Annotated in this window: 25 protein-coding genes, 1 riboswitch and 1 other annotated feature; of the genes, 4 read left to right on the top strand and 21 right to left on the bottom strand. The window is 39.4% G+C overall.

Annotated elements, in window-relative coordinates; all coding sequences use genetic code 11:
- Nucleotides 1–535: 535 nt before the first annotated feature.
- Nucleotides 536–982: a DUF5392 family protein gene (locus N9I19_RS11095; RefSeq protein ID WP_284470365.1), complete on the top strand. Its 447-nt coding sequence runs from the start codon at nucleotides 536–538 to the stop codon at nucleotides 980–982.
- Nucleotides 983–1,039: 57 nt separating this feature from the next.
- Here N9I19_RS11095 and N9I19_RS11090 read toward each other — a convergent pair whose 3' ends face one another.
- The 4 genes from N9I19_RS11090 to hmpA all read right to left on the bottom strand — a co-directional run bounded on the left by N9I19_RS11090 (nucleotide 1,040) and on the right by hmpA (nucleotide 5,476).
- Nucleotides 1,040–1,483: a general stress protein gene (locus tag N9I19_RS11090; protein ID WP_089363210.1), complete on the bottom strand. Its 444-nt coding sequence runs from the start codon at nucleotides 1,481–1,483 to the stop codon at nucleotides 1,040–1,042.
- A 79-nt stretch (nucleotides 1,484–1,562) separates the two neighbouring features.
- Nucleotides 1,563–2,810 (bottom strand): glutamate-5-semialdehyde dehydrogenase, encoded by a 1,248-nt coding sequence (locus N9I19_RS11085; RefSeq protein WP_317777817.1) that lies wholly within the window; start codon nucleotides 2,808–2,810, stop codon nucleotides 1,563–1,565.
- Nucleotides 2,811–2,846: 36 nt separating this feature from the next.
- On the bottom strand, nucleotides 2,847–3,935 hold the full coding sequence (gene proB, locus N9I19_RS11080) for a glutamate 5-kinase (RefSeq protein ID WP_061466127.1): 1,089 nt from the start codon (nucleotides 3,933–3,935) through the stop codon (nucleotides 2,847–2,849).
- A 56-nt stretch (nucleotides 3,936–3,991) separates the two neighbouring features.
- Nucleotides 3,992–4,206: a binding site (T-box leader), on the bottom strand.
- A gap of 61 nt (nucleotides 4,207–4,267) precedes the next feature.
- Complete coding sequence (hmpA, locus tag N9I19_RS11075) at nucleotides 4,268–5,476, bottom strand: NO-inducible flavohemoprotein (RefSeq protein ID WP_317777816.1); 1,209 nt, start codon at nucleotides 5,474–5,476, stop codon at nucleotides 4,268–4,270.
- 170 nt (nucleotides 5,477–5,646) lie between these two features.
- On the opposite strand from hmpA, the gene N9I19_RS11070 reads away from it, so the two are divergent.
- Nucleotides 5,647–6,111, top strand: coding sequence for an RrF2 family transcriptional regulator (locus tag N9I19_RS11070; RefSeq protein ID WP_061463806.1), 465 nt, complete (start codon nucleotides 5,647–5,649; stop codon nucleotides 6,109–6,111).
- A gap of 16 nt (nucleotides 6,112–6,127) precedes the next feature.
- Here N9I19_RS11070 and N9I19_RS11065 read toward each other — a convergent pair whose 3' ends face one another.
- From N9I19_RS11065 to N9I19_RS11055, 3 genes are all read right to left on the bottom strand, one after another.
- On the bottom strand, nucleotides 6,128–6,355 hold the full coding sequence (locus tag N9I19_RS11065; protein WP_317777815.1) for a hypothetical protein: 228 nt from the start codon (nucleotides 6,353–6,355) through the stop codon (nucleotides 6,128–6,130).
- A gap of 85 nt (nucleotides 6,356–6,440) precedes the next feature.
- Complete coding sequence (locus N9I19_RS11060) at nucleotides 6,441–6,626, bottom strand: zinc-finger domain-containing protein (protein ID WP_317777814.1); 186 nt, start codon at nucleotides 6,624–6,626, stop codon at nucleotides 6,441–6,443.
- Nucleotides 6,627–6,631: 5 nt separating this feature from the next.
- Complete coding sequence (locus N9I19_RS11055; protein WP_317777813.1) at nucleotides 6,632–7,303, bottom strand: reverse transcriptase-like protein; 672 nt, start codon at nucleotides 7,301–7,303, stop codon at nucleotides 6,632–6,634.
- Between the two features lie 220 nt (nucleotides 7,304–7,523).
- On the opposite strand from N9I19_RS11055, the gene N9I19_RS11050 reads away from it, so the two are divergent.
- Together N9I19_RS11050 and N9I19_RS11045 are read left to right on the top strand one after the other, a co-directional pair.
- A complete protein-coding gene (locus N9I19_RS11050) occupies nucleotides 7,524–7,925 on the top strand; it encodes a reverse transcriptase-like protein (protein WP_061463809.1) in 402 nt (133 codons plus the stop codon).
- Nucleotides 7,922–8,830, top strand: a complete 909-nt coding sequence (locus N9I19_RS11045; RefSeq protein ID WP_317777812.1) for a DMT family transporter — start codon at nucleotides 7,922–7,924, stop codon at nucleotides 8,828–8,830. The genes N9I19_RS11050 and N9I19_RS11045 overlap by 4 nt, the downstream gene beginning before the upstream one ends.
- A 44-nt stretch (nucleotides 8,831–8,874) precedes the next feature.
- On the opposite strand, the gene N9I19_RS11040 is transcribed toward N9I19_RS11045, so the two are convergent.
- The 14 genes from N9I19_RS11040 to N9I19_RS10975 all read right to left on the bottom strand — a co-directional run bounded on the left by N9I19_RS11040 (nucleotide 8,875) and on the right by N9I19_RS10975 (nucleotide 26,445).
- Nucleotides 8,875–9,156, bottom strand: a complete 282-nt coding sequence (locus N9I19_RS11040; protein ID WP_317777811.1) for a DUF6123 family protein — start codon at nucleotides 9,154–9,156, stop codon at nucleotides 8,875–8,877.
- 124 nt (nucleotides 9,157–9,280) lie between these two features.
- On the bottom strand, nucleotides 9,281–10,156 hold the full coding sequence (locus N9I19_RS11035; RefSeq protein ID WP_317777818.1) for a 5'-3' exonuclease: 876 nt from the start codon (nucleotides 10,154–10,156) through the stop codon (nucleotides 9,281–9,283).
- A gap of 85 nt (nucleotides 10,157–10,241) precedes the next feature.
- Nucleotides 10,242–11,069, bottom strand: coding sequence for a sulfurtransferase (locus tag N9I19_RS11030; protein ID WP_061463812.1), 828 nt, complete (start codon nucleotides 11,067–11,069; stop codon nucleotides 10,242–10,244).
- 11 nt (nucleotides 11,070–11,080) lie between these two features.
- Nucleotides 11,081–11,842 (bottom strand): DNA polymerase beta superfamily protein, encoded by a 762-nt coding sequence (locus N9I19_RS11025; protein ID WP_317777810.1) that lies wholly within the window; start codon nucleotides 11,840–11,842, stop codon nucleotides 11,081–11,083.
- Between the two features lie 15 nt (nucleotides 11,843–11,857).
- Nucleotides 11,858–15,571 carry a dynamin family protein gene (locus tag N9I19_RS11020; protein ID WP_317777809.1) on the bottom strand — a complete coding sequence of 1,238 codons (3,714 nt, stop codon included), beginning with the start codon at nucleotides 15,569–15,571 and terminating at the stop codon, nucleotides 11,858–11,860.
- A 421-nt stretch (nucleotides 15,572–15,992) separates the two neighbouring features.
- On the bottom strand, nucleotides 15,993–16,151 hold the full coding sequence (locus tag N9I19_RS11015) for a hypothetical protein (protein WP_176431939.1): 159 nt from the start codon (nucleotides 16,149–16,151) through the stop codon (nucleotides 15,993–15,995).
- 141 nt (nucleotides 16,152–16,292) lie between these two features.
- A complete protein-coding gene (locus tag N9I19_RS11010; protein ID WP_317777808.1) occupies nucleotides 16,293–16,823 on the bottom strand; it encodes an isoprenylcysteine carboxyl methyltransferase family protein in 531 nt (176 codons plus the stop codon).
- Nucleotides 16,823–17,911, bottom strand: a complete 1,089-nt coding sequence (locus tag N9I19_RS11005; RefSeq protein WP_317777807.1) for a type III polyketide synthase — start codon at nucleotides 17,909–17,911, stop codon at nucleotides 16,823–16,825. Before N9I19_RS11005 ends, N9I19_RS11010 begins: the two co-directional genes overlap by 1 nt.
- Nucleotides 17,912–18,592: 681 nt before the next feature.
- The gene (locus N9I19_RS11000) at nucleotides 18,593–19,906 is read right to left on the bottom strand and encodes a nucleobase:cation symporter-2 family protein (RefSeq protein WP_317777806.1); all 1,314 of its coding nucleotides are present in this window, start codon (nucleotides 19,904–19,906) and stop codon (nucleotides 18,593–18,595) included.
- Nucleotides 19,899–20,498 (bottom strand): xanthine phosphoribosyltransferase, encoded by a 600-nt coding sequence (locus N9I19_RS10995; RefSeq protein ID WP_089363198.1) that lies wholly within the window; start codon nucleotides 20,496–20,498, stop codon nucleotides 19,899–19,901. The genes N9I19_RS11000 and N9I19_RS10995 overlap by 8 nt, the downstream gene beginning before the upstream one ends.
- A gap of 160 nt (nucleotides 20,499–20,658) precedes the next feature.
- Nucleotides 20,659–20,760: riboswitch (purine riboswitch) on the bottom strand.
- A 356-nt stretch (nucleotides 20,761–21,116) separates the two neighbouring features.
- Entirely contained in the window at nucleotides 21,117–22,634 is a 1,518-nt protein-coding gene (locus tag N9I19_RS10990; protein ID WP_317777805.1) for a carboxypeptidase M32, read from the bottom strand.
- Between the two features lie 123 nt (nucleotides 22,635–22,757).
- Nucleotides 22,758–24,671 (bottom strand): ATP-dependent DNA helicase, encoded by a 1,914-nt coding sequence (locus N9I19_RS10985; protein ID WP_317777804.1) that lies wholly within the window; start codon nucleotides 24,669–24,671, stop codon nucleotides 22,758–22,760.
- 231 nt (nucleotides 24,672–24,902) lie between these two features.
- On the bottom strand, nucleotides 24,903–25,103 hold the full coding sequence (locus N9I19_RS10980; RefSeq protein WP_317777803.1) for a cold-shock protein: 201 nt from the start codon (nucleotides 25,101–25,103) through the stop codon (nucleotides 24,903–24,905).
- 193 nt (nucleotides 25,104–25,296) lie between these two features.
- Nucleotides 25,297–26,445: a THUMP domain-containing class I SAM-dependent RNA methyltransferase gene (locus N9I19_RS10975; protein WP_317777802.1), complete on the bottom strand. Its 1,149-nt coding sequence runs from the start codon at nucleotides 26,443–26,445 to the stop codon at nucleotides 25,297–25,299.
- Nucleotides 26,446–26,786: the final 341 nt, after the last annotated feature.

The raw sequence follows: 26,786 nt of genomic DNA, 5'->3' as shown, positions 1-26,786 counted from the left end.
CCCCTTGGATAGGCATGACGAAGGAATGAAAGGGCATAGGATTATGACCCGTTGAGACATGGGAGGGAAAGCCTCCAAGGGCAGCGTGGAAAATGCGTGCAGTATATGTAATAATATGGGATTTCCGACAGATCCCCTATTTCAATCTGCCCTCATCTTATCAAAACGGTCCGATCTCTTTCGTTCATCTAAAGCAACCTATACCATGTGGTTTGAAATCCTGCGAATAAGCGAGTATTCGTGAGCATTATCTATTAAACTGAGGGAGTTCATTAAGAAAATCGATTTTTATTAAAGAATCGCTCCCTTTAATTGAAGAATACTTTACTAATATTAGTTTCCCCAGATTGATTCCTTAATATTGAAGTATAATAAATGACAAATCAGTATCTAAGCGATAAGATATAGACAATTAGGTTCCTTTTCCTGATTCCTTAAAAAATTCGTGTAAAATATACCGTACCGACCATGAAATGAAACAAAAGGTAACCAATACAAATTTCATATTTCAAGAATGCATATTAAGGAGGAAACCATGAATATAAAGATAAATAATATACCGCGTTTCATGCAATCCGAAATCGAAAAACTTCAATCAAAACTGTCCCCATTATTGAAGAAAAATATGAAATACAGTTTTTTTTCAACCGTAATGATAGGGTTTTCCATCATAAATCTATTTTTTCTTTTATTTAAAAACGACTCATACCCAATCTCTAAAATTGCTCTTGCAATATATGCATTAGTGGGTGCTATAGGATTTGCCCTTTTAAAGGAAAACAAACACAACCAAAAAGAAATAGTGAAAATGAGCCAGAAGCATATGCTGGAGAGAATGAAAGAAAGCAACTACTTAACCGATGCCAGGAAAAGTAATTACTATAAAAAGGTAAATGAGCAGCCGCTATCTGCAATGAATGTCTTTTTGGAGTTTCTTGCGGAAGAACAACAAAGGAAGAATAAATCTTTCCATAATGAATAAAGAAGGACAAAATAAATCCCCTTATGAGAGGTCATAAGGGGATTTTTCTTACGATATTCATTTACTTAAAACGGGATCTGCAATGACAAGGATTTTTCCGGACTTGATATCTTCCACATATCGATCGACTTCAGCTTCCTCCAGTCCAATATTCAATAATGGCTTCCTCAATCCGCCTGCTCCTGAAGCTGCCCCGGCAGCGGCTCCGCCAAAAGTGGCGAAAATCGGGCCTGCTGCCAAAATCGGACCAATTCCAGGTATTGCCAATGCACTCATTCCAATAAGTAAACCTGTCAAACCGACAGCTCCGCCGGCCGCTGCCCCTGCTACGAATCCATCAGGCTTTGTTGGGCTGACTTCCTCGGCTTCATTTGGTAATTTATCAATTTTTTTGGCAACTACTGATATTTGATCGGATGTATATCCTTGTTCCTTTAAATTTTCGACTGCTGAAGTTGCTTCATTTTCATTCTCATATATTGCTATAAACCTATTGTCCATGGTATCTGCTCCTTTAAAAGTAATGTATTATACAATACCCTTAATTGAGTTTTAATAACCTACGATGGAAAAATGAATTTCACTCCCTGGTTTGCCCCTGACCATAAATGAAATACTTGCTTGATGTTAAGGCCGGTAAACCCATTGGTCCACGTGCATGGAGCTTTTGTGTGGAAATGCCGATTTCTGCACCATAACCGAATTCAAAACCATCGGTAAAACGGGTGGAAGCATTGTGATAAACTGCTGCCGCATCTACTTTATTCAAAAATATGGAAGCGTTTTGTTCATCTCTCGTTAGGATTGCTTCAGAATGCTTGGAACCGTATCGGTTAATGTGTTCAATTGCATCCGATACACCGTTTACAATTTTCACGCTGATTTTTAATGCTAGGTACTCTGTTGACCAATCATCCTCCGTTGCCTTTTTCGCTCTCGGAAAAGCGCTGCAAACCATTTCGTCTCCATATACTTCAATACCCTTTTCATCCAGGATTTCCAAAATCAGCTTTCCATTTTCTTCAAACCATTTTTCGTGAATAAGAAGGCCCTCAATTGCATTGCATACGGAAGGTCGCTGTGTTTTACCGTTTAAGACAATTTTCTCGACCATCGTGACATCTGCTGTCTGATCGATGAAGATATGGCAATTGCCTGATCCCGTTTCAAGGACGGGAACAGTGGACTCCTTAATGACCGTTTCAATTAAATTCTTTCCACCACGAGGAATCAAAACATCTAAATACTCATTAAGGTGAAAAAGTTCCTTAGCGGATTCCCGACTCGTATCCTCGATTAACTGAATAGCCTCTACAGGAATTTCCGTATTCTCTAAAGCCTTATGAATGGAAGAGATCAGTGCCATATTGGAGTATTTGGCTGAAGAGCTGCCTCTTAAAAGGACCGCATTCCCCGTTTTCAAGGATAATGTAGCTGCATCGATGGTCACATTTGGCCTTGCTTCATAAATCATTCCGATTACACCGATCGGCACTCGTAACTTTTTAATCAATAAACCATTTTCTTTTTCGATCGTCTCCAATTTTTCTCCAATTGGATCTTTTAAATCGATTAAAAGCCTAATTGCAGCTGCCATATCATCAATACGATTAACATTTAACATTATTCGATCTAATATCGACTCACTGAAACCTTTTTTCCTGCCTTCTTCTAGATCCTTTTGATTTTCTTTTATCAAATGATCTTTATCGTTAACAATTTGCTTTGCAATTTTTCCAAGTGCCTCATTCTTCTTTTCCGTAGTCAATCCAATTAGCTGATAACTGGCTTTTTTGGCTGCCTTTCCTTTCGCAGTCACTTCACTCATTTTAATGCCCCCTTTTCTTTCTCTAAAATTGATTACCTATGCTCTCACCCATTTATCGCGATGGATCACTTCTATGGAAGTGATCACAAGCTCGGTTGTCCGCTTGCCCATAGCCTGTTTTAATTCTTCGTCGGAATAAAGGACCTCACCCCTGCCTAATAACCCATTTGCACCAAAGACCTCGACGACATCCCCCTTATTGAATACTCCTTTAATTTCATAAATTCCAGCTGGTAGTAGACTGCTCCCATTTGAAACTAAAGCCCTTTCGGCACCTTCATCAACGAAAATTTTTCCGGATACTTGTGAATGAAGGGATATCCACTGTTTGTTTTTCGTTACCGTCGTCAAGACATCATTCCCAATATATGTGCCATCACCATTGCCTTCAAGGATAGTTAGTAGTTTTTCGCTCCCCACACCAGAACCGATGAATACTTTCACTCCAAGAGACAATGCAGTTTGGGCTGCAATCAGCTTCGATTTCATCCCCCCGGTTCCAACATTAGATCCCGCACCTTCTGCCATTTGCAATAAATCCGACGTTACTTCGGAAAGCTTTTCAAAGCGTTTGGCCCCTGGGTTTGTCTGTGGATTGGAATCATAGAGCCCATTAATGTCCGTTAAAATGATCAAGTTGTTGGCGTGGACTAACCCGCTTACTAAGGCGGATAGCATATCATTATCACCGAAAGTCAACTCCTCGACTGAAACTGTATCATTTTCATTAATAATCGGGAGGATGCCGCGTTCAAGCAATTCCATCAATGTTGCATATGCATTTTTATATCTTTCTTTTTTCGAGAAATCTTTCCTTGTTAATAAAATCTGCGCCGGAACGATTCCAAAGTGCCCTAATTGTTCCATATATGATTGAATCAATAGGCTTTGCCCTACAGCTGCAGCAGCTTGTTTTCCTTTGAGAGTGACAGGTCTCGTAGGATAACCGAGCTTGCGAAAACCTGTCGCTACAGCACCTGATGAAACAAGGACAACTTCATGTCCCGCCTTCCTTAATGCTGCCACTGCCTGGATATGATCGGAAAATTTTGTTTGGTCGATTTCACCTTGTGTGTTGGTTAAAGAACTACTTCCTATCTTTACAACGATGCGTTTCTTTTCCATCGATTTTTCCTCCAATAAATATCTTAGACATGAAAAAAAGCCCTTTTCATCCTCGAAATAAGGACGAAAAGGGCTGCTCTCCGTGGTACCACCTTCATTGAATGCAAGTACATGCATTCCACTTTGCCTGATAACGCCAGGATTTGCGCCTATGTTTTGCATAGGACTCAAGAAGCAGGTTCTGCGCTTTCCTGTCGCGGGTCTTCCAGCAATTGACCCCGCTCTCTGTCACAGTGATTTTCGCATACTAATCTTCTCTCAACGTTCATTGTTTTAATATAGTATGCAAAAAAATCTTCTTGATGTCAATAACCTTCCTAACATGAATAACCTTAAAACGCCATTGCTGGGCCGAAGAACTCATAGTGAATTTTATCCGTATCTATCCCCAATTCTTTCAGGTAAGTGATGATCGCCTTCATGAAAGGAACAGGGCCACACACATAATAATCAGCTTCAGGTTTAACAAAACTGCTCACTAATTCCTTATCAATATACCCTTCTTTTTCAAAATTCGGGAGGTTCTTATCATCCTCACTCGGATTTTTAAAGACAAAGGATAATTTATAGTTGGTAAGCTTGTGTCCTAGTTCTGTCAGTTCCATTCTGAACGGCTGTAAATGGCCATTATCGGTTGCATGAATGAATTGTACATCACGCTCAGGTGTTTGTTCAGCTACCGCATGGACCATGCTCATGAAAGGCGTTATGCCAACGCCTCCGCTCAAAAATATTGCCGGTGTTCGTTTATCCAAGTCGATGGTGAAATCACCTGCAGGAGCCGTTACGTCAATACTGTCACCCATCTGAATGGATTCATGCAAGTAGTTAGAGACCCTTCCATCAGGTGAGGTTCCCGGCTTTTCTTTTTTAACGGAAATACGGAAATAATCTTTTCCCGGAACATCAGATAAACTATACTGACGGTTGAATAAATACGATTCACCCGGTATCTCGATCCGAACGGTAATATATTGTCCCGGAAGAAATGCCGGAACCTTATCTCCATCTGATGGCTTTAGATAAAAGGATGTGATTACGTCACTTTCCCGTACTTTTTCCACCACTGTGAATCGTTTGAAATCAGACCATCCTCCGACCTGATTGGAAGCTTCGTCGTACATTTCCTTTTCGATGCTAATGAAAACATCCGCAATGACTCCATACGCCTCTCCCCAAGCTTGAAGGATTTCTTCTGTCGCCGAATCTTGTAATACTTCCTTGATTGCACCTAATAGATGTTTTCCTACAATTGGATAATGTTCAGCTTTAACTGCGAGACTTCTATGTTTTTGTGCTATTTGCTTCACGGCCGGTAAAATCGTTTCAAGTTGATCTATATATTTGGCTGCTGCCAAAACCGTGTTGGCTAGTGCATTTTGCTGGCGCCCTTTTTTTTGATTGGCATGATTAAAGACATTTAATAATTCAGGATGTGCTTCGAAAAGATTTTTATAGAATACAGTTGTTATAGTTGTACCATGCACTTCTAAAACAGGTACAGTTGATTTTATAATATCGATCGTTTTCTGGGATAGCATAAATAAACCCCTCTTCTTAAACAAGTATTTTTAATACATGTTTATATTAGAACTTAATTGCATTAAAAGCAATATTTTTAATACATCTTTTTAGAAATTATGTTTTCATGTTTATAAAATGTTCACATTTATGATATAGTCAAATGGGGATAGAATGTGAGGCGATAAACATGAGGTTGACGAGTTATTCCGATTACTCACTTAGAGTGTTGATTTACCTGGCTTCCCACGACCAAAGCAAATTATCAAATATAAAAGAGATTTCTGAAGTTTATCAACTATCTAAAAATCATTTGATGAAGATTGTTCATAATCTAGGTAAACTAGGCTATATTGAGACGATACGCGGAAGAAATGGCGGTTTCCGGCTTGCAAAATCACCTGCTGACATAAATGTAGGGGAACTGGTGCGGAAAACCGAAGAGGACTTTTATCTAGTGGAATGTTTTAAAGATCACGATAACTGTGTGATTTCTCCCGTTTGTTCATTGAAATTTGTCCTTAATAATGCCTTGGATGCTTTTCTACAGGTCCTTGATCAATATACGATTGCAGACTTCAGCGAAAATAAAGTGATGCTCAAAGCCTATTTCGATTCGGTAAAGCAGAATGATGAAGAGCCCGATTTTTTATAATCGGGCTCTTTTTTCATTAACCGATGATCCGTTCGATCCGCCATTCCTTTTCCACCCGCAAATCAATGATCCCTTCACTGGTTTTTATTAAAACTTTAAGGGGATCGTACGGATTGATCATAATGATCGTCCAGGTTCGTTTATTAGTAAGCATGACTTCTTTTCCGACCAAGGTGGTCATTAATCGGCTTATAAACTCCAGCAGGATTTCAGGATTGAATTTACCGAACATATCACTTTTCATTTGCTCAATCACCCTAAAAAACGGCATGGCCTTTAATACTATATCCTCCATGACTTTGTGTGATGATGAAAGCAATTTTCGCTACTTACGAAAGGTCACTAAGTTCATTTCCCAGCTGTTTTAATTTTTCACCAACTGTACACTCTGAAATACAGAACTGATGGGCATACGAACGCCCCTTCTCTTTTCGAAAATGCTTTTGTAAAAAACAATCTTGGCAAAATGAAGCGAGAACATCTTCCACTTCTTCATATATTTTTTTCCTGTTCATTGTTGTTATGTCTCCTTTGACCCAACAATTTCTATTTTGCTTAAAATGGCTTTTCCCTGAAGAGCAAGTGTTGCCAGGCGATCGGCTTCCTGGTTCTCTTTTCGGGAAATTGGCTTATAGACCGGAATGATCTTTAACTCATCCAGTTTCGCTTCAATGCGGTCCAGCCATTTATTTAAGTTTTCTTCCATACATGGCCATTCACCGGAAAGTTGATTTAAGACAACTAGAGAATCCCCTTTAAATACACAGCTTTGATGGTGGATTCCAAGTTCGTCCATCTGCCTGACCGCTTCATGAAAGGCCGCATATTCCGCTTCATTATTGGATTCGAATTGCTCCAATTTCACGTTGGTGCGTAACCTCCAGAACTTCTTACCTTGACGAAAATAAATGGCAACACCGATCCCTGCCACCTTTTCATCTTTTTGAAAACCGCCATCAAAAAAAACCGTCACATCCTGAGGCTCCTCCTCAACTTCAGTCAGGAGTTTTTTTAGCTCCTTCTTTGTCCATGCTGTATCGAATTCATCCTTGAATTCCACTTCTTTCAGCCTTCCTGCCTTTTCAAGATCTTCCGTAATGACCAGTGCAGTCCCGGCATCAAGCCAATCCGAAACGAAATCGGCAGATGGTTTTTTGGAAGCATGATATGTCCATTGCATAATTACCTTCAAAGATTTCCAGCTCCTTATCCATTCACCATTCATGCAGAACAGCTTACAATTTTCATACCTTTTTTTCGGTATACCATTTATAATATAATGTAAGCAATTGAATCATCTTTTAATTATAGTTCCCATACCAGGCTGAAATTCTCATGTTTCAATTTTAATTTTATATGAAATGTTTTTTTATCATAGTATATTAACTGTTAAACTCGAGGAGGAGCACATCTTGATCGAAGTGTATATTGATGGTGCCAGTGCGGGCAATCCAGGGCCGAGCGGCGCAGGTGTTTTCATTAATAATAACGGTGTGGTCGAGCGGCATTCCTTTCCGCTTGGAAATATGGAAAACCATGAAGCGGAGTACCATGCTTTAATCAAAGCATTGGAAATTTGTGTAGCCAATAAGTATCAAATCGTTTCTTTTCGTACTGACTCCCAAGCCATCAACCAGGCCATTGAAAAAAGATTTGCAAAAAATAAGTATGCCATATTGCTGGAAAGGGCTCTAAAGCTTTCCGACGAGCTTGAATTATTTTTCATAAAATGGATTCCAAATCTCGAAAACAAATCCGCGGATGAGTTGGCAAGACGGGCCATTCGCTTGAATAAAGCTTTAGGAAATTCATGAACAAGACAGCTGATTTTTCATTATTATTCGTTGTATTCATCTGGGGCGTCACTTTTGTAATGGTTCAAAATGCACTATCTTTTCTTGAACCATTCACGTTCAATGCCGTCCGTTTCTTCATGGCCTTCGTTTTCTTGCTTACCCCTTATATATCGACTTTACACAAAAAGGGAAAAACCTGGAATAAGGGCCTTTTTAAAGCTGGGTTTCATATCGGAGTTTGGCTTTTTTTAGGCTATGGGCTTCAAACAATCGGATTGAATTATACTACTCCTGCGAAGACAGGCTTCATAACGGGATTAAGTGTCGTCATGGTACCGGTTTTTTCTCTGCTTCTTTTAAAACATAGGCTTTCCCGTAATACAATTATAGGTGTCACTGCCGCAACCGTTGGGCTTTATTTAATGACGTTCGCTGACCGGTCCAATTTGAATATCGGTGATTTATTGGTATTTTTATGCGCAATAAGTTTTGCCATGCAGATCATTACGACTGCTAGATATGCCAAGACCCTTCCCGCATTACCGTTGACGCTGATTCAGATTTCCACCGTATCTTTATTATCCTATGTTTCAGCCTTCATTTTCAAAGAGAATCATTCTATCATCTTCAGCTCAGAGGTCATGTTACAGAAAGACGTATGGACTGCTTTATTGGTTACGGCAGCCCTTGCCACTGCGTTCGCCTTTTTCGCACAAACCTTCTTCCAAGCCTATACGACACCTACGAGAGTCGCATTGATTTTTTCAATGGAACCGGTTTTTGCTGCGTTATCCTCATACATATTGATAGGGGAAAAATTGACTTCCGCTTCCATCATTGGCTGTGCATTCATTTTCTTGGGGATGATACTTGCTGATCTGCCTGCTAATAAAAAGAAACCGATAGCAAAGGAGTTTTCTTGAAAAGCCATAAAAATAAATCGGACTTCAAAGTAACGAAGTCCGATTTATTTAAGCAGCCCCTGTTCTTTTGCAAACGATACTGCTTCACTGCGGGTTTTAATACCATTTTGTTTTAAGTTTTCCAAAAAGGAAATATAAAAGCTGCCATCAAAATTCTTTTGAACCTTCAAAGTCAATTCTATTGCTGCATTGACTAAAATATCACTTGCTTCCGTGTAGCGCTTACCAAAATAAATAAAACCAATATCGTCACTTCCAAAAGTGAATCCCTTACCCTCTAAAAAACTAACATACTCTTCAGTTGATCTCGCCACTTCTGCATCCACTCCATACTTCATGCCTTATTTTCATCTTACCGTATATCAAAGATTTTGACTATCCATTTTTCGACAAAAAATTCACCGTATAAATTAAAGGAGCTCCCATTGGGGAGCTCCGAAATTTTCATTATTAAATCATTTTTAGTAAAGCCCTGAATTCATGATCCCTAGCCAGATTTTTGACCTTCTCGCGATCATACTGATAAACCGCATCGTCCAAAGAGCATGAAATGGGTACATCACATTTTATTTCGGCCAGTTTTCTGGATAAATGAAGCATATCTACGGCAGATTCAATCTTAGCTCTCTGCCCGTTTGTCAATGAAGCAACATTTTCAAGAATCCCTTCGATACTTTGATACTGAATCAATAATTTCAACGCTGTCTTCTCCCCAATTCCTTTAACTCCGGGATAGTTATCAGCTGTATCGCCCATTAAAGCTTTTAAATCGATCATTTGTCTTGGAGTGATCCCTTTCCATTCATAAAAGCTATCAGGATTATGAACTTCATAGTTACCATATCCTTTTTTTAACAATAGTACAGAAATATTTTCTTCTATCAACTGGAGCATATCTTGATCGCCTGTCAATATACCCACCCGGCTATGTTGGGCAGATGCCTTCGCAATTGTCCCGATACAGTCATCCGCTTCATATCCAGAGAGCCCTATGTTAGGGATATCAAATGCTTCAACCGCTTTTTTCGCTAAGTCGAATTGAGGGATCATTTCGACCGGAGCTTCTGAACGATTAGCCTTGTATCCATCAAATAATTCATTTCTGAAAGTCTTGCTGCCCATATCCCAGCACACCGCTACATGGCTAGGTGAAAAATGATTCACCGCTGTCAGCATATGCTTCAAAAAACCTTGGACGGCATTAGTAGGAATGCCTTTTGAGTTAATCATGAATTGACCAGTAACGGCCGTTGCATAAAAAGCTCTGAATAATAGCGCCATCCCGTCGACAAGCATAAAGGAAGGATGTTGCTCATTTTCTTTCATAAACACATTATCACCTCTATCATGATGTACATCCATTTTAACATAACTGTCCCCTTTTTTAAGGATCGTTTAATTGGAAAAAATATTATTCAATCGGATTATCATCATAGGAGATCCAGTCACTGAAACTGCCAACATATATCTTCACATCTTTAAAGCCCGCTTCTTTCAGGGCGATATAATTGGGAGATGCCGTTACACCTGAACCACAGTAGACAATGATTTCCTTATCCCTGCCAATGCCAGTGAAATTTTCCTGAAGATCTTCCTTTTTTTTATAATAGCCATTATCCAAAACGTTCGTCCACACCTTATTAACTGCACCAGGTATATGGCCTGCTTTTTTATCAATCGGCTCCTCAATTCCCTCGTACCGTTTAGATTCCCTTGAATCCATTAAAACGATATGGTCAGGCCTATTCATTGTATAGTCCTTCACTTTTTGAAAAGATGCAAGCACGGTTTCATTTAAATCGATATGATATTCTCTAGTACTATTATTCGTTTGATTCGAGTCAATCGGATAGCCCGCATCCTTCCAGGCGCGATACCCCCCGTTAAGAACATAGACTTTCTGGTGCCCAAGATAGCTTAGCAGCCAGACAAACCTAGAAGCAAAAGAACCTTCCCCCCCATCATAAGCAATAAGCACCGTATCATTGGAGATTCCATTTGATTCTAGTTTATCTTTAAACTTTTCCAGGTCAGGAAGAGGATGTCTTCCGCCGTGTTTATGAACTTGCCCCGATAAATCCTTTTCGAGATCGAAATAAACAGCGCCGGAAATATGGTCTTTCTCGTATTCATTATGCCCTGCATCAGGAGAACCCAGCTGAAAGCGGCAGTCACAGATTCTGATATCACTAGAATTCAACAATGGCAACAGCTCTTCTTTTTCCATTATATAACCCATTGCATAGCCCCCTATTTCAAAATGGTCCAAATTAATTGATTAAGCTCCGTTTCCATGTTCTTCCCTGGAGGAAGCTTATTTATTTCATTCTTTAAGGAAAGTGATTTCCCTTCTAATAATGAAAGATTCTTTTCGCTTTCATTGTTGCTTATAAATTCTTCCTTTTGTTTTGCTTTAAATATTCGGGTCATCCTGGTTTTCATTTCTTGATCGATGGTAACCGATTCAAGTAATTCCCAAACGGATAAAGGTGGCAATGCCCCCTTTTGGATGATATGTTCCAGGATTAAATACGAACGGTAAACTTGTACCCATGTTTTTAGTCCTTTTCTTTCAGAGTCCCTTGTTTTTGTCAATTGTTGAAGGTTGTCGCCCATCATCCGATAGTAATGGTGTCCTAGTGCCTTTTGGGAATAGCAATCCGCTATCAAACCATTCATCTTCCTATAATAATCCGGATGTGTAATCAGCTTGATTGGTGACTGAAATAATTCAAATAGTGCAGGATTACTCTTTATCGTAAGACGGGATGATTTAAATAGATCCCAACCTTCCATGTCATATATGTTTTCTTTCAAATGAATCACTTCAACTGCAGGACTTAAGCTGAGGTAAGATCGCTTATCATTATGAACATATATAAACCGAACATCGATATCCGAATGGGCGGATGGTAAACCAAAAGAATGGCTGCCAGTAACAGCAGCCATCAAAATGGTCATATTCTCTTTTCTTTCCAGGATTTTTAATTTCGAAATAAGGTTTTCTTTCATGAATGAACCTCGTTTCTATTTCGAATGCATTTTTGCCAATTCAGCTACTGCATTTTCATAATACGGTAAATCTACCGTTTCCTCCATTGCTGCACGTAAACCTGCAAAGATCTCCGATATTTCCGTCTTAAACTCTTTTTGAATCGCAAGTAACTCTTGATCGAGAACTTCATTATACATTTCGAAAATCCGCTCACCCTGTCCTTTTACATACATTAGGGCAGGATCATCCAAACGCTTCTGAAGCCCTTCGCTCATTTTCAATTTCTCATTTTTTTCAAAGAAAGATTTTGGATTTTTAAATAACGCCAATTCCTTTTTGAATTCCCCAGTTTCCAATTGGACAAAAGCTCCTGTGAATTCAAGGGACTCCCTCTCATTAGGTTCATAAGGCTGTAATAAAAGGGTTTTTCTTACTTTTTGAATTTGCTGAAGCAAACTGCTTTGTTTCTCGTTCAGCAATTTATTTACGAACATTTCCGTCCTTAAAGCCGTTGCCCGCATTTCCTGGGCAAGGTCAAAGCCCAACGCATCCAATAAGTTCTTCATCGCTTGCTTGAGGACTATTTTCAGATCCCCTCCATCATCCTTTAAGACGGCCGGGTTGAACGATTCCTTGAAGAAATCATTAAATCGGAAAAAGACCCGTTGCTTACTATAGAAAGTCAATTCATCGATTTCTTTTTTCAAACGTTGCTTTTCCGCATCCCCTTTAATGACAGAGAGCAGTTCCGAAATGGACTGTGCCTCATGTGAAAGGGAGTCCAGAGCTTTTCGTTTCGCCTTTTCATCCTGCATGGAAGCTGTAATTACATCACGGAGCAGTTCTTCCGTTCTTTTTACGGCCGCTTTAGCCGATTCGATTGCAAGTCCAGTTAAATCGTTTTCGATGAAAGCATCGAATTGGTCTTGGAATTCCGAAATACCGCTATTTTGTAGGAACGAATGCTTAAATGAACCAGGCGTCTGTTTTTCCATCAATGCTCCCTTACTCGTAAGCGGGAACAGTTTTGGAAAACGGATTCCGAATCCATTCAATTGATCTGTGACATAATCCATCACTTCGTCCAATTCGTCAGTGGTTTGTGCAAGATCGACTGCATTGACAATGAAGAACATCTTATCCATCGCGAAAGAATCTTTTACACGTCCAAGTTGTATCAAGAACTCCCTATCTGCCCGTGAAAATGGGTGATTATAATAGGTCACAAAAAGGATGGCATCCGAATTCTTAATATATTCGAAAGCTGCTCCTGTATGTCTGGCATTTATCGAATCCGCCCCTGGTGTGTCAACAAGCACCATCCCCTGCTTTGTCATTTCACAGTCGTAACGCAATTCAATCAAATCAACAAGGCACGACTTGGACTCTTCTGCAGCAAAACGTTTAAACCCTTCAAGATCAACCGTAACCACATTTCCTAAATCATCTTGGTGCTGGGGCATCCCTTGATGGAAAGCCCTTAAGAAGGATAAATGCGTTTTCCCTTTATCAACTTCCCCTGCCTTCGCAATGATTTGTCCTGCTATGTGAAGTGCTTCATCCAGTGTCTTTGCCGATTTATCAAAAGCTGCCAAAGCCAGGCTCACATCTTCTAACAGCATCGCTTCCGTCTTTAATTTGACGGTTGCCGTTCCATGTGGATGCTCAGCATCTGAAGACATGATTTTGTTGATTGCCGCAGTTGTCGGATTAGGTGAAACAGGAAGGACACTTTCTCCCATCAGTGCATTGGCAAAGGAAGATTTACCCGCACTGAATGCACCAAAGAGGGCAACCGTGAAAGTCTGCTGTTCCAGGCGATTTGCCTTATCTGTCAATTCTTTATAAAGTGATTGAAATCCTCTCAAAGGCTGTATCAGCTTGGCTGCCTGATGTAAACTCGTTGCAGTCTCCATCAGCTTTTCTTTTCCGCGTAAATCAGCAGCATCAGATGAAGAAACAGCTACAGAAGGAACAGCTTCCTTACTTTCTATATCATGATCCGTTTCAGGTTGTTCGTCGACGTGCATTGAATTACTTCCTTTATCGATTCTCATGATTTTTACTGTAATATTTTTTTCTTCTTCATTCCATTGAGTTAAAAGCGTATCGATATCACGCTCATCAACTGATGTTTCAGTTTGATTGGCAATGGCCTCTAATCGTTCCGTTTGGTACTTGATTTCCGCGTTCATCGCCGCTGTAACTTTAAGGGCTTCCGCAAATTCGGAAAAACCTTCAAGTTCCTTATCTATGGATATAGACTGCTGTTCCACTATTCCTTCCATAACGGCGACCATTCCATTCAAAAATCCTTCAGATATTTCACGCGCTTTCTTCTTGATGGCTGAGGCTAAATCATTCGTATAGTTTAAAACGTATTCACCTGTAATATCGACTTGAGGCTTTAAAGAGTTTTTTATGTAAGCTTCCGTTACCTCGATATGAAGTCCCTGCGCCTTACTTTCAAATGTTGAATCATGGATCTCCGCTTGATTAAGCGTTTTAACCGCTAATTCTTTAAGATGCCATTCAAGCTGGGTTTTCACCTTTTCTTGTAAATCGGCCAAGAATGCTTTAATACGTTCCTCACGCTCGGCCTCGGTTTTTTTCTTGGCAAATAATAGACCCATTTTAAAATCCGGCTGAGCCGATTCCAAGAAAGATTTACCTAGGTCCCGTGTAGCCGCGGGCATGATGTATGCACTTTTCAAAATTGTTTCTAATGCTTCAGCATATTGGACCTTGATGTCCTCTATACGTCCAGTTAATGATTTTTTTTCTTTTAATAGGCTGTCCACTTGATTCGTCAAGTGAATTCGCTCTTCGTGAGGAAGGTCTGATAATGCTTCGAAATCCTCGGCATGTTCCTCTTCATATTGTTCCTTCAGCCAAATAAGGTGCCTTTCGACAAGCGCTTTAGCCGATTGCATGATGGCATCTTTCCCATCATTCTGACCTTTGCCTGCCATTTCATATATAAATTGCCGAACGACTTCAATTTCATTTTCGCTATTGTTCAAATCTCTTACAGATGTATAAAAAATCCCATCAGGATATACATTCCAGTTCGCAAATGCTTCAGTAACGGAAAGCTTGAAGTCTTGGAAGCTAAGCTCATTCTCATCATGCTTATCGATCATATTGATAATTAAGTATGTCGGCTTTTCAGCCTCCAACAATTCTTTGGTGAATAGGAAGTTGACTTCTGATTGGACGTGATTATAATCCATAACATAGAAGACGACATCAGCTAAATGCAAGGCGGATTCCGTAGAAACTCGATGTGCATCATCCGTCGAATCAATTCCTGGCGTATCCATGATTGCACATGATTCCGGCATTGAAAAGTGATTGGAACTTATCGTTATTGCCGATACTGAATCACCATCCTTGGCAAATTTCTTGACCTCTTTAAAATCATAAGGTGCAGGAAATAAGACTGGAGGCTGATGATGGTAAAAGACTTTGGCATAGTCTTCCCCTTTTTGGACCTTTACCGTATTTGCACTCGTTGGAATCGGACTTGAAGGCAATACTTGATCACCAAGGAGAAAGTTGATCATACTTGATTTACCCGCTGAAAAATGCCCGCAAAAAGCAATGATGAACTCCTCATCATTCACTTTCATGATTAATTGTTTCAGTTTATCTGCATTGCCTGTATCGCCTGCCGATTGAAATTTATCATACATGGCAGTCAAAATCCCCAATTTGGACCGTTGTTTTACTGTTTCTTGAATCATGAATCCATACCCCTTAATCTATCGTCATTTTAATACTCTTATTGTAAACGATTTCGTTTGTTATTCATACAGTCAGCTTTAGTTTTACTTTATGATTTATTATAGGCCATGTTCAAAAAAAAACCACCTATTGGCGGATTCATGCAGTTTGATTCATATCTTGTTAATTCATTTGAATAAAAAGGCTCTTTTCGTAAAGATTGTTGTTTTTAAAACGAAACTATTTAAGGTTGATTGGAGCGGAAGTGCGAGACTCCTGCGGGAGCAGCGGGACAGGTGAGACCCCACAGGCGTTTACGCCGAGGAGGCTCACCGCCCGCCCCGCGGAAAGCGAGCATCTGGAGGGGAAATCAACCACAACTCACTACCTGGTAAATAGCAACAAAGTATGTGAAAACAGCCATAAAAAAAACCAGGATGATTACCTGGTTGTAGGAGTGGGGTTAAATGCAGCTCGGTTTTCCATTGTTGACCCGGTAAAGGGTTTAACTGCCTTTGCCGGTTTTTGAATATTATTTAATACATGTTTCATCACAAAACCATATGTAGCGATTGTCAATAAAATGAATAACCAGACCATTACCAACACCATCCTCTTATATATTGAGTAGCTTTAGTTTTATTATAAAATTTATCGATATTTGATTGAGAATAATTTTCATCTTCATTTAGAATCTTATCATGAACGATAATCATTTTCAATAAGAAAATAAAGTTTTTATTATTTTCCCTTAAAAACCGTAGAATATTCCGTATGTTCCTTTAATGCCTTTTCTTCGAGGGGGATTCGAACCGCCATCATCCATGCGTTCAAAAAACTAAAGATGATAGCTGTATAATATGCATTGAATAATAAAGAAATAACTATAATCTCCGTTGCCACTATTATATAGTTCGGATGTTTGAAATATTTATAAGGACCTTTAATGACTACTTCGGCATTAGGAACCACTATGATTTTTGTATTCCAATGTTTTCCCAATGAACTGATCACCCAAATCCTTCCCGACTGCGCAATCAGAAAAAGGGTCAGCCAAATCGGCCAAAGTCCAGGCACATCCCTTTCATAAGCGAGCACTTCAATAATGAGAACAATAAAAAAACTAAGGTGCATAATAACCATCCATCTGTAATGGGACTTACCGTATTCTACAGCTCCTGCACCTTTCAACTGCTTTTCATTTTGTTTGGCAATATATAATTCAACCAGGCGCTGAATGGCAATCAAGATGATGAAAATGGCAAAGAGCATCATTCCCACCTCATTAACACAAGTTCAGATGAAAAACCAGGCCCCAATGCTACAGCCAATCCCACCTCACCTTTATTCCCGCCACGCTGCATGAATCTCTCAAGGACGTACAAAATAGTTGCTGAGGACATATTTCCAAATTCCCTTAATATTCTCATTGATACTGCAGTCATGCCTTCATCGAATCCTAGGGATTCGTGATAAGCATCAATTACTTTTTTCCCTCCAGGATGGGCAATGAAATCTTTTACATCCCCGAGATCCATTCCATTTCCCGCTAAGAATTCTTGAACATTCGGTTTAAGCCAATCCTTGATGATTGTAGGGATATCTTTCGAAAAGATCACATATAAGCCTTGGTCTTTAACATCCCACCCCATTACATCCAATGAATTCGGCATTAGCGTGGATTGAGAATCCAAAAATTTCAAATGTCGTCCTTTTCTTGAATACTGTTCATCCGGCACTTCATCACCGCAAACCAAAACACAGCTTACTCCATCAGAGAATAAGGAGGTTCCAATTAAATTACTTTTGGAGATATCATTCCTTTGAAAAGTCAGACTGCATAACTCCACACTTAAAACAATGACCTTAGCCGTCGGGTACGCTCGGCAATATTCAAAAGCACGTGATAGGCCGCTCGCTCCCCCTGCACATCCAAGCCCCCATATCGGAATTCTTTTTGCATGCGGGTTAAATGGAAGTTCATTCATTATCCTGGCATCAATGGTCGGGGTAGCCACCCCGGTGCTTGATATAAAAAAGAAAGCATCTAGTTCGGATGCCTGCAGCTCTTCTTTTAAAAATTCTGAGTTGGTTAAACATTTTTCTATAGCCTCTTTCCCAAACTTTACAGCCTGCTTTATGTATAAATCATTCCGATCAGCAAAAGAATGATCCTTTTTAAACCAATCAAGATCATTTGAAAAATATCGATTTTCCACTTGTCCATTCGTAAAGGCCTTTAATAGCCGATCTATACTCTTAAATGAGGATCCAAAGATTTCTCTTGAAAATTCCATGATTTTTTCCTGTGAAAGTAAATATGGTAGCTTTATATGTGATGCAGATAATAAATATGGCATAATCCCACCCCTTATTATTCATGATATGGTTAATATACCCACCAAGATATCATTTATGCTCTATAGCTTAATGGTCATCTAAGGTGAAACTCTTGAATTTTTCGCAGCAGAACTAAGACAACATGCTTAGCCGGCAATATCGCCACCTCCTTAGCATTTGCGAGAATACAATCATGGATATTACACCTCCCGTCATTGCGGGCCATACAAAAATGTATAGGTTTACATGAAGCAAGCAATTTACCCATTTCATTGGATGGCGTAGGTACCCTACATATCACAATGATCAAAATGTAATCGGAAACAATAAAACCCCCTTACCTAGAAAGTCGGTAAGGGGGCTGCTTTCATTCTTCCTTCTTTACTGAAGATTGATTTTGTACTTGTATTATGATGTTTTGAAACTCCTCTTTACCGCACACACTGCACCTATACTCCTGACTTAAAATGGTCCGACAATGAATACAATATTTTTTCTCCATCTCTATCACTACTTTCCTGAACATATACTATCAATATATTCAAAAAGTGAAGAGAGTTTCCTTTTATCTGACAAAACTCCATTTCATTAAAAAACTTCATTTAACAATGATGAGTTTTCGGACTAATAAAAAATGCCCCCTAATCCTCATCATCTGTGGATTAGGGGGGCATTTAATAGTTTACAGAATCTATTTTTAATCAGGCAACATTCTGTCTTTCAACACGGGCTTCCTTTACTTTCCCTTTTGTAGGGACGATGTTAAAGACGATATTCAAGAAAATGGCTGTCAAACTTCCAGCCACGATTCCATTATCCGTTAATATTTGAATGCTTTCCGGAATTTTAGCAAATAGCTCAGGAACGACCGTTACCCCAAGTCCCATACCTACGGAACAAGCGATGATCAATAAGTTTTCTTGAGAGGCAAAATCTACCTTACTTAACATCTTAATTCCAGCGGCAATTACCATGCCAAACATGGCCACCATTGCCCCGCCTAACACGGACGAAGGGATAATGGTCGTGAATGCACCAATTTTCGGGACAAAACCAATGAAAATGAGCATCCCTGCCGTTGTATAAATGACATTTCTTGTTTTAATACCCGACAATTGAATTAAACCGACATTTTGTGAAAAAGCTGTATAAGGAAAAGCATTAAACAAACCGCCAAGCATGATGGCAAGCCCTTCAGAACGGTATCCGCGTGCCAGATCATCTTCCGAAATCTCTTTGTCCGTGATTTCTCCTAAGGCATAATAGACGCCAGTCGATTCCACTAAGCTGACTATCGCCACCAAAGTCATGGTAATGATCGCAGTGATGTTGAAAGTCGGAGTGCCAAAGTAGAAAAAATGTGGCAGATGCAACCAACTTGCACTTGCAACTGAGCTAAAATCAACTTTCCCAAGGAAGAAAGCTGCAAAAGTTCCGACTAACAGTCCTAATAATATAGAGATGGAGCGCACGAATCCCGTTGAGAATTTATACATGAAAATGATGAAAAGCAAAGTTCCAAAACCAAGGGCTACGTTATCCAAGGCTCCAAAGTCAGCAGCACCTTGTCCGCCCCCAAGATTGTTGATGGCGACAGGAATGAGTGTGATCCCGATGATCATAACGACTGAACCAGTAACGACCGGCGGGAAAAACCTAGCCAGTTTCCCGAAGAATTTACTAATTAAAACGACGATTAATCCCGACACTAAAATGGCCCCATAAATGGTGGTGACTCCATATTGGGTACCTACCGCAATCATTGGGCTGACTGCCGTGAATGTACAGCCAAGAACGACGGGTAGGCCGATTCCAAAGAATTTATTTTTCCAGACTTGCAATAAGGTCGCTATTCCACACATTAAGATGTCAATCGAAACTAAATAGGTTAACTGAGCAGCAGTTAAACCTAACGCTCCCCCAACAATCAATGGAACGACGATCGCACCAGCATACATTGCAAGAACATGTTGTAATCCTAAGGAAGCAACTTTTAATGGTGATTGATTAGACATTGACAGTTGCCCCTTCCATTTCCTCAACGAAAGTTATCTCACCGAATTTCAACTTCGCAATTCGTGCCAGGGATTCCACTTGAAACCCTTGTTCCCGAAGGTCCTTACCACCACTTTGGAATGCTTTTTCAATAACGATTCCGATTCCGGCCACTTCTGCTCCAACCTGCTCACAGATATCCACCAAGCCCCGAGCCGCTTGTCCGACCGCAAGGAAGTCATCGATGATCAGAACCTTATCACCAGCTTCTATATATTTATTGGAAACTGTAATTGTATTGGTTTCTTTTTTTGTAAAGGAATGAACGGACGCCGTCACTAAATCATTTGTCAAAGTGAGTGATTTACGTTTACGGGCAAAAATTAGCGGAACTTCCAATTCCAAGGCAGCCATCAAACCAGGTCCAATGCCTGAAGATTCAATGGTCAGCACTTTCGTTATTTCCTTTTGTTCGAAACGTTTAACGAATTCTTTACCTATTTCTTTCATCAGCATAGGATCCATTTGATGATTCAAGAATGAATCTACTTTTAAAATATCTTCTGATAAAGCTTGACCCTCGGACAAGATTTTTTCCTTTAAAAGTTGCATGAAGGTTCCTCCCAATCTTGGATGTTTATTGACCTATAAACCATGCAAATGTTTCCCAGATATAAAAAAACCCAAGAAACATTGCAGCACTTTTTTGAGTGAAGCAATATTTCTTGGGCATGAATGAAAAATGAAACAGCAAAATCCTTCCATTATGCAACAAGATCAATTACTCACCCATAGTCGAATTATTTACGGTAATCCGGTAGAAACTTGCAGGCCATATTCCTGCTATTATACGAGTGAAACTTTATATTTTATTAATATATAAATTATAACAACGCTGTCTTATTTTGAAAAGTCATTTTTAACAAAAACCGAACTTTCAATTAAAAATATAAAACATTATTCGTAATTTTAAAAAATTGCGAAATCACCAAGACTAATTAACCTGGATTTACCATCAACAAAAAGCCATCACTTGAAATTACGGGTATTTTTCAAAAAATTAGAAATATTATAGTCGGAATAACGGCGGCCTCTTTTTATTCGCCTAAATGATACCTTTTATTGATGTTAACAAAAATGCCCACCGGGTTCATAAGGATTTAAATTGTGTGAACCATTGAAAAAAGAAGAAGACCTTGATAATTATTCCAAGGCCTTCTCTAATTAAATTCATTTGATTTTATAAACTTCTTTATATTTATTTTCAAGATACTTTATTAAATACTGAACATTCAGGCCTTCCCCTGTCGTTTCTTTCAAAATCTCTAGGGGCTCTTTTGTTTTTCCATATTTATGTATCTTTTCATTAAGCCATTTCCTGATTGGAGCAATATCACCCGCTTCCAAAAGCCCATCAAAATCAGGCAAATCTTTAAGCATCGACTGCTTGATTTGGGCTGCATACATATATCCCAATGCATACGATGGGAAATAACCAAAACTTCCATCTGCCCAGTGTACATCCTGTAACACGCCCATTGCATCATTTTCAGGAACAATTCCCAAATAATCCTTGTATTTTTCATTCCAGACTTCCGGTAAATCCTTCACTTCAAGTTCTCCATTAAAGAGAGCCTTTTCCAGTTCATACCGAATCATTATATGTAGGGGATAAGTTAGTTCATCTGCTTCAATACGGATGAACGATGGTTTTGATTCGTTAATCCCCCGGTAGAATTCATCCAGCGTCACATCATTGAATTGTTCAGGAGCATATTCTTTCAATAGGGAGAATTTATTTTTCCAGAAGCTATAGTTCCGTCCAATGAAGTTTTCAAAAAACAGGGATTGGGATTCATGGATTCCCATTGATGTCCCATTATCGAGCAGTGTCCCGGTTAACTCTTCGGCGATATTCTGCTCATAAATGGCATGTCCACATTCATGAATGGTACCAAAGATCGCCCCCCTAAAGTCACATTCATCGTAACGGGTCGTCACCCGGACATCGCCCCTATTTATTCCAGTAGCAAAAGGGTGAACTGTTTCATCCAGCCTGCCAGCCTTGAAATCGTATCCTAGATGTTTTAAAACTTCCAGGTTGAGGCGATGCTGTTTTTCTTTTGGAAATTCTTTATAAAGGAACGCTGTTTCAGGTCTATTTTCGCTTTTTGCAATCTGTTTTACCAGAGGTACTATACTCGACCGAAGCTCACTGAATACACTGTCAAGTAAATCTACAGTCATGCCGGGTTCATACATGTCTAAAAGGGTATTATATTTCTGTCCTTCGTATCCCCAGTACTCTATGAATTTACGGGTATAAGCAACAACTTGCTCCAGATAAGGTTGGAATAACGAAAAATCCGCTTTTTCCCTTGCCTCTTCCCAAGCACTTTCAGAGCGGGATTGTAAAATGACGAATTCCTTATATTCGTTTGCAGGAATCTTCTTATTCCTTTCAAACTCTTTTTTACACTCTTGTACCATCTTATTCGTCGTTTCACTAAGAGAGGCTTCCCCCTTCGAAAGTTCCGTAATGAAGGATTCCATCTTTTTACTTGTGATCATATTAAAAACCTCAGAGGAAAGCACCCCGATCACTTCAGAACGCTGCTCAACTCCCTTTTTCGGTGCACCTGTCCGTAAGTCCCAAAAAATTAACGCGAGCGCTTCATTATAGGCCGAGATTTTCTTGACATATTCTTTAAATTCTTTTTCTATCAAATCTATACCTTCTTTTTCCATATTCACTGCTCCTTCCAACTACACTTTACCATATTATACAAAAATCTTTCTTATCAGAACTACTCCGTTAAAAAAAAATAAGAGCCAAGGGCACCTCTCCCATGGCTCTTAGATTAAATTGACTTAAAGCGTTACAGGAAGAACGGATACAATCTTCTCTTTCACCTGTTCCGAGAGATCCTTTTCCATCAAAATCTGTACGGTTCCCGAATCATTGCTAGTCCTGATCAAACGCCCTATTCCCTGACGCAATCGAAGGAGCATGTATGGAAGATCCACTTCTTCGAATGCATCGGTAACCGAATTACGTTTGGCCTCGAACACTGGATCGCGTGGCGGGAATGGAAGTGAGTGTATCACTACATTTTGTAATGAAGGCCCTGGAACATCAAGTCCTTCCCATAAATGATAGGAGAAAAGAACAGATTGCTCATTCTCTTGAAACTTCTTAACAAGCTCGCTGATTTCCGCTTCCCCTTCAAAATAAAAAGGATAGGATGATGTTGGGCAGTTTTCCTTAAACCAAAGCAATTCTTCTTTTGATTGGTATAACACAAGCGTTCGGCCCTCATTTTCCTCAATTGACTTCATGGTGTATTGAAGTTTAGCCAATTGGTCTCCGTTTTCGAAGGCAGGCATGTTCATTTTCATGACTTCATCGTAATCAAATGGTGATTCAACAGAGAAGCTGTCATACTTCTCTATCCCTAAGCTATCTGCAATGTATTGGAAGGATTTATTATCCGATAATGTCGCCGATGAAAAAATGTAAGGGATTTTTTTAGAGAATACCTGTTCAGACAAAATATCCTGTACAAGCCTTGGCATAATGACCAATGTTTTGGTCATTTCATTTTCTTCAAACCAGGAAACGGCCTGTTCATCCTTCACAAATAGAGAAATGGAGTAGCCCAGCTGTTCTAAATATTCTTCTGTCACTTTTAAATCATAATCATTGATCGTATACATTTCCGCCTCGAAAACAAGGTTCTCCTCTAACTCTTCAACCTTTTTATGCAGCTTTTGCGCAAAGCTTGTTATTTCCTTGGACATTGGGATTTCATAACGATTAGATCCGGTGACATGTATGGATTTTTCATCCAACAAATCAAAAAACTCTTCATTGATATCAATTAAGTCCTCAATGATGTATAAGGTTTCTTCACGAACCTGATTGGCAGTAAGCAATTCTAAAACCGAAGCAAGGGTTTGTTCCCCAACTTTATAAGTTAAAGCCTTTTGAGCAGCAAATTCCAGTAGATGACCTTCATCAAAGACAACACAGCTATGTTCAGGCAACAGTGGCAACTGTCCTTCACGCTTACGTTTTTCCTTAGTCCAAACATGTTCCATGAAGAAGTCATGTGAACAAATGATCAAATCGCTTGATTTTCGGTAGTGGTCCCGCGATAGGGTTTGTCCACAACGATGGCGCTTATCACAAGTAAAACAGTTTTGAAGCTGATCCCAGCCAACTTTAGACCAGTCTTCATCATTTAAATATGGATACTGTTTACGGTCCCCATATGCTGAATAAGCGTTCATCGATGAGTTATCATGGACAAACTTGGGAAGTTCATCATAGAGTTGATCTATTCCCTCTGAATCTTCATGATTCACTGCGTAATCCAATTTCTTAAGACATACATATTGATCGTGATATTTGGCAAGCCGAACATCCACTTCAATACCTAAAGCATTCTTAATTTTTTGGATGTCGCCTTCTTCTTTGACAAGCTGTTCAATCAGCGTTTCGTCTGCACACGAAATAATTGCCGGTTTATTCGTATATCTCGCATAACAAATCGCATATAGTAAATAGACCAAGGTCTTACCGGTCCCTACCCCTGCTTCAGCAAAGCTTACATTCTTTTCTTTAAAGGCTTTTTCTAACTGAAAAGCCATGAAGATTTGTTCATCACGCAGCTCAAATCCTTTTTCGGGAAGAATATCGTAAAAAACATCACCGATCCATTCTGAAAGCTTATCGTAAAAAGAATCTTCCTTTGTTACCGAAAAAGGCAGTGTTTTAAGCATCTTGGTCTCCCCTTTTATCTATCATCAGTGTATCGATCCGTATCATAATATTTCTAGGCAAAAGGATATTATCCTTTATTTCACATTAATAGTCAAGATATTTACCCTACCATAAGAAACGAAATGTAAAAAGTATGTTTTTCTTCTATGTATGCTGCCATGTTTCCAGACTATGTAAAATAAAAGACAGGCTCCAAAAGAGAGCCTGTCTGTAAATAATATAGGGTTGAATTAAGCTTTGTTTACGTTTGATGCTTGTGGTCCACGTTGACCTTGTTCTACATCAAATGTAACGTCTTGGCCTTCTTCAAGTGTTTTGAAACCTTCGCCTTGGATAGCTGAGAAATGTACGAATACATCGTCTCCACCTTCACGTTCGATGAATCCTAAACCTTTTTCTGCTTTAAACCATTTTACTTTACCTTGTTCCATTTTTGTTGCCTCCTAGTGTGTTCTCCACACATTATATTACTATCCTTGCTCAAAAGAATATTAAGGTATTCCTTAAATCTGAACAAAAATAATTCATTATTAGAATAACAGAAAAGGAAATGATAAGCAAGACTGGAACCTATTATGAATAAATCGTCCTGACTATTGAAATCCTCCGTTATATTTTACCTACTCATTCACCTTGAGGCTGTCTCGGCGGCCTTTTTCCCCAATATTGATAAAGGTCTGCACGGATGAAACCATTGAACAGTTTCCTTTTTTTCGTTGCCGGCTTACCGTAATGCTGTTCGAAGTCAGGATTGGAGGTAATCATGTATACTGACCAGGTGTCAAGCTTCTTGAAAGCTTGACCCATTTCTCTATACATCTGCTCAACCGCTTTTTGCTCACCAAGACGTTCTCCGTAAGGCGGGTTCCCGACAATGACACCATACTCTTTCCTAGTCGAGATATCCCTCACCTGCATTTGTTTGAATTCAATCAGATCACCAAGGCCGGCTTCAAAACTATTCGCTTTAGATATATCGACCATTCGATGGTCAATATCACAGCCGGTTATGTCCAAGTACTGATCATAATCGGCTAAATCTTCAGCCTCAACCCGCGCTTCATCCCAAACCTTGCTGTCCATCCATGACCATGTTTCAGAAACGAATTCCCTGTTAAACCCAGGTGCTATGTTCTGCCCAATTAAGGCAGCCTCGATAGGAATCGTTCCAGATCCACAAAATGGATCAATGAAAGGTTTATCCGGTTTCCAATTGGTCAGCATGATTAACGCAGCCGCCAATGTTTCTTTAAGGGGCGCCTCCCCCTGCCCTGTGCGATATCCCCGTTTATGCAAACCAGCACCTGAAGTGTCCATGGTAAGTGTCACTACATCTTTTAAAATAGACACTTCAATTTTAAACAAAGGACCAGTCTCTGCAAACCAAGATACTTGCTTATATTTGCTTTTCAATCTATCAACAATCGCCTTTTTGACGATAGCCTGACAATCAGGAACACTGTAAAGCTGTGACTTAACCGATTTTCCACTCACAGGGAACTCAACATCGGCTGATAAGTAATCTTCCCAATTCAAGGCCTTTGTTTTTTCAAACAACTCATCAAATGAATATGCTTTAAATTCTTCAACTTTAATTTTAACCCTGTCGGCACTCCGCAGCCATAAATTAGAGCGGGCAATGGCAGATTGGTCCCCTTTGTACGTGATCTTACCATTCTCGACTTGACAATCGTAACCAAGATCCCGAACCTCCTTAGCGACAATTGATTCCAATCCCATTGCTGATGTTGCGATAATATCGAATTGTTTCATTTATCCTGCACCTTCTTTCCATTAATCCAACTCTATTGCATATCTACCTAAATTCCCCTAATTAAGAATAAGGTATCGATTTTAGACATGTAAACCTTATTTAAAAGTTCCACTGGTCAATTTATATTTTGCTTATAGTCCGTCATTGATTGCCTAGATTAAATGTCATTGTCATGTAGTAGAGCATTTTTTTAATAACCGGGATCAACGCGATAAAATAAAGTTTAACTCAATTATCTATGTATCAATAAGGTAGGCTGCAAATATTCATGAATGAAATCCTCCAAGGCAACGAAAGGCCATTTATTCACAAACAATTATGTATACTCATAACAAAATGC

Origin of the sequence: Peribacillus sp. CSMR9 (assembly GCF_033141925.1) — a bacterium.
In the GTDB taxonomy this organism is placed as follows: Bacteria; Bacillota; Bacilli; order Bacillales; family DSM-1321; genus Peribacillus; species Peribacillus simplex_A.
This window is presented reverse-complemented; position numbering and strand designations above follow the sequence as displayed.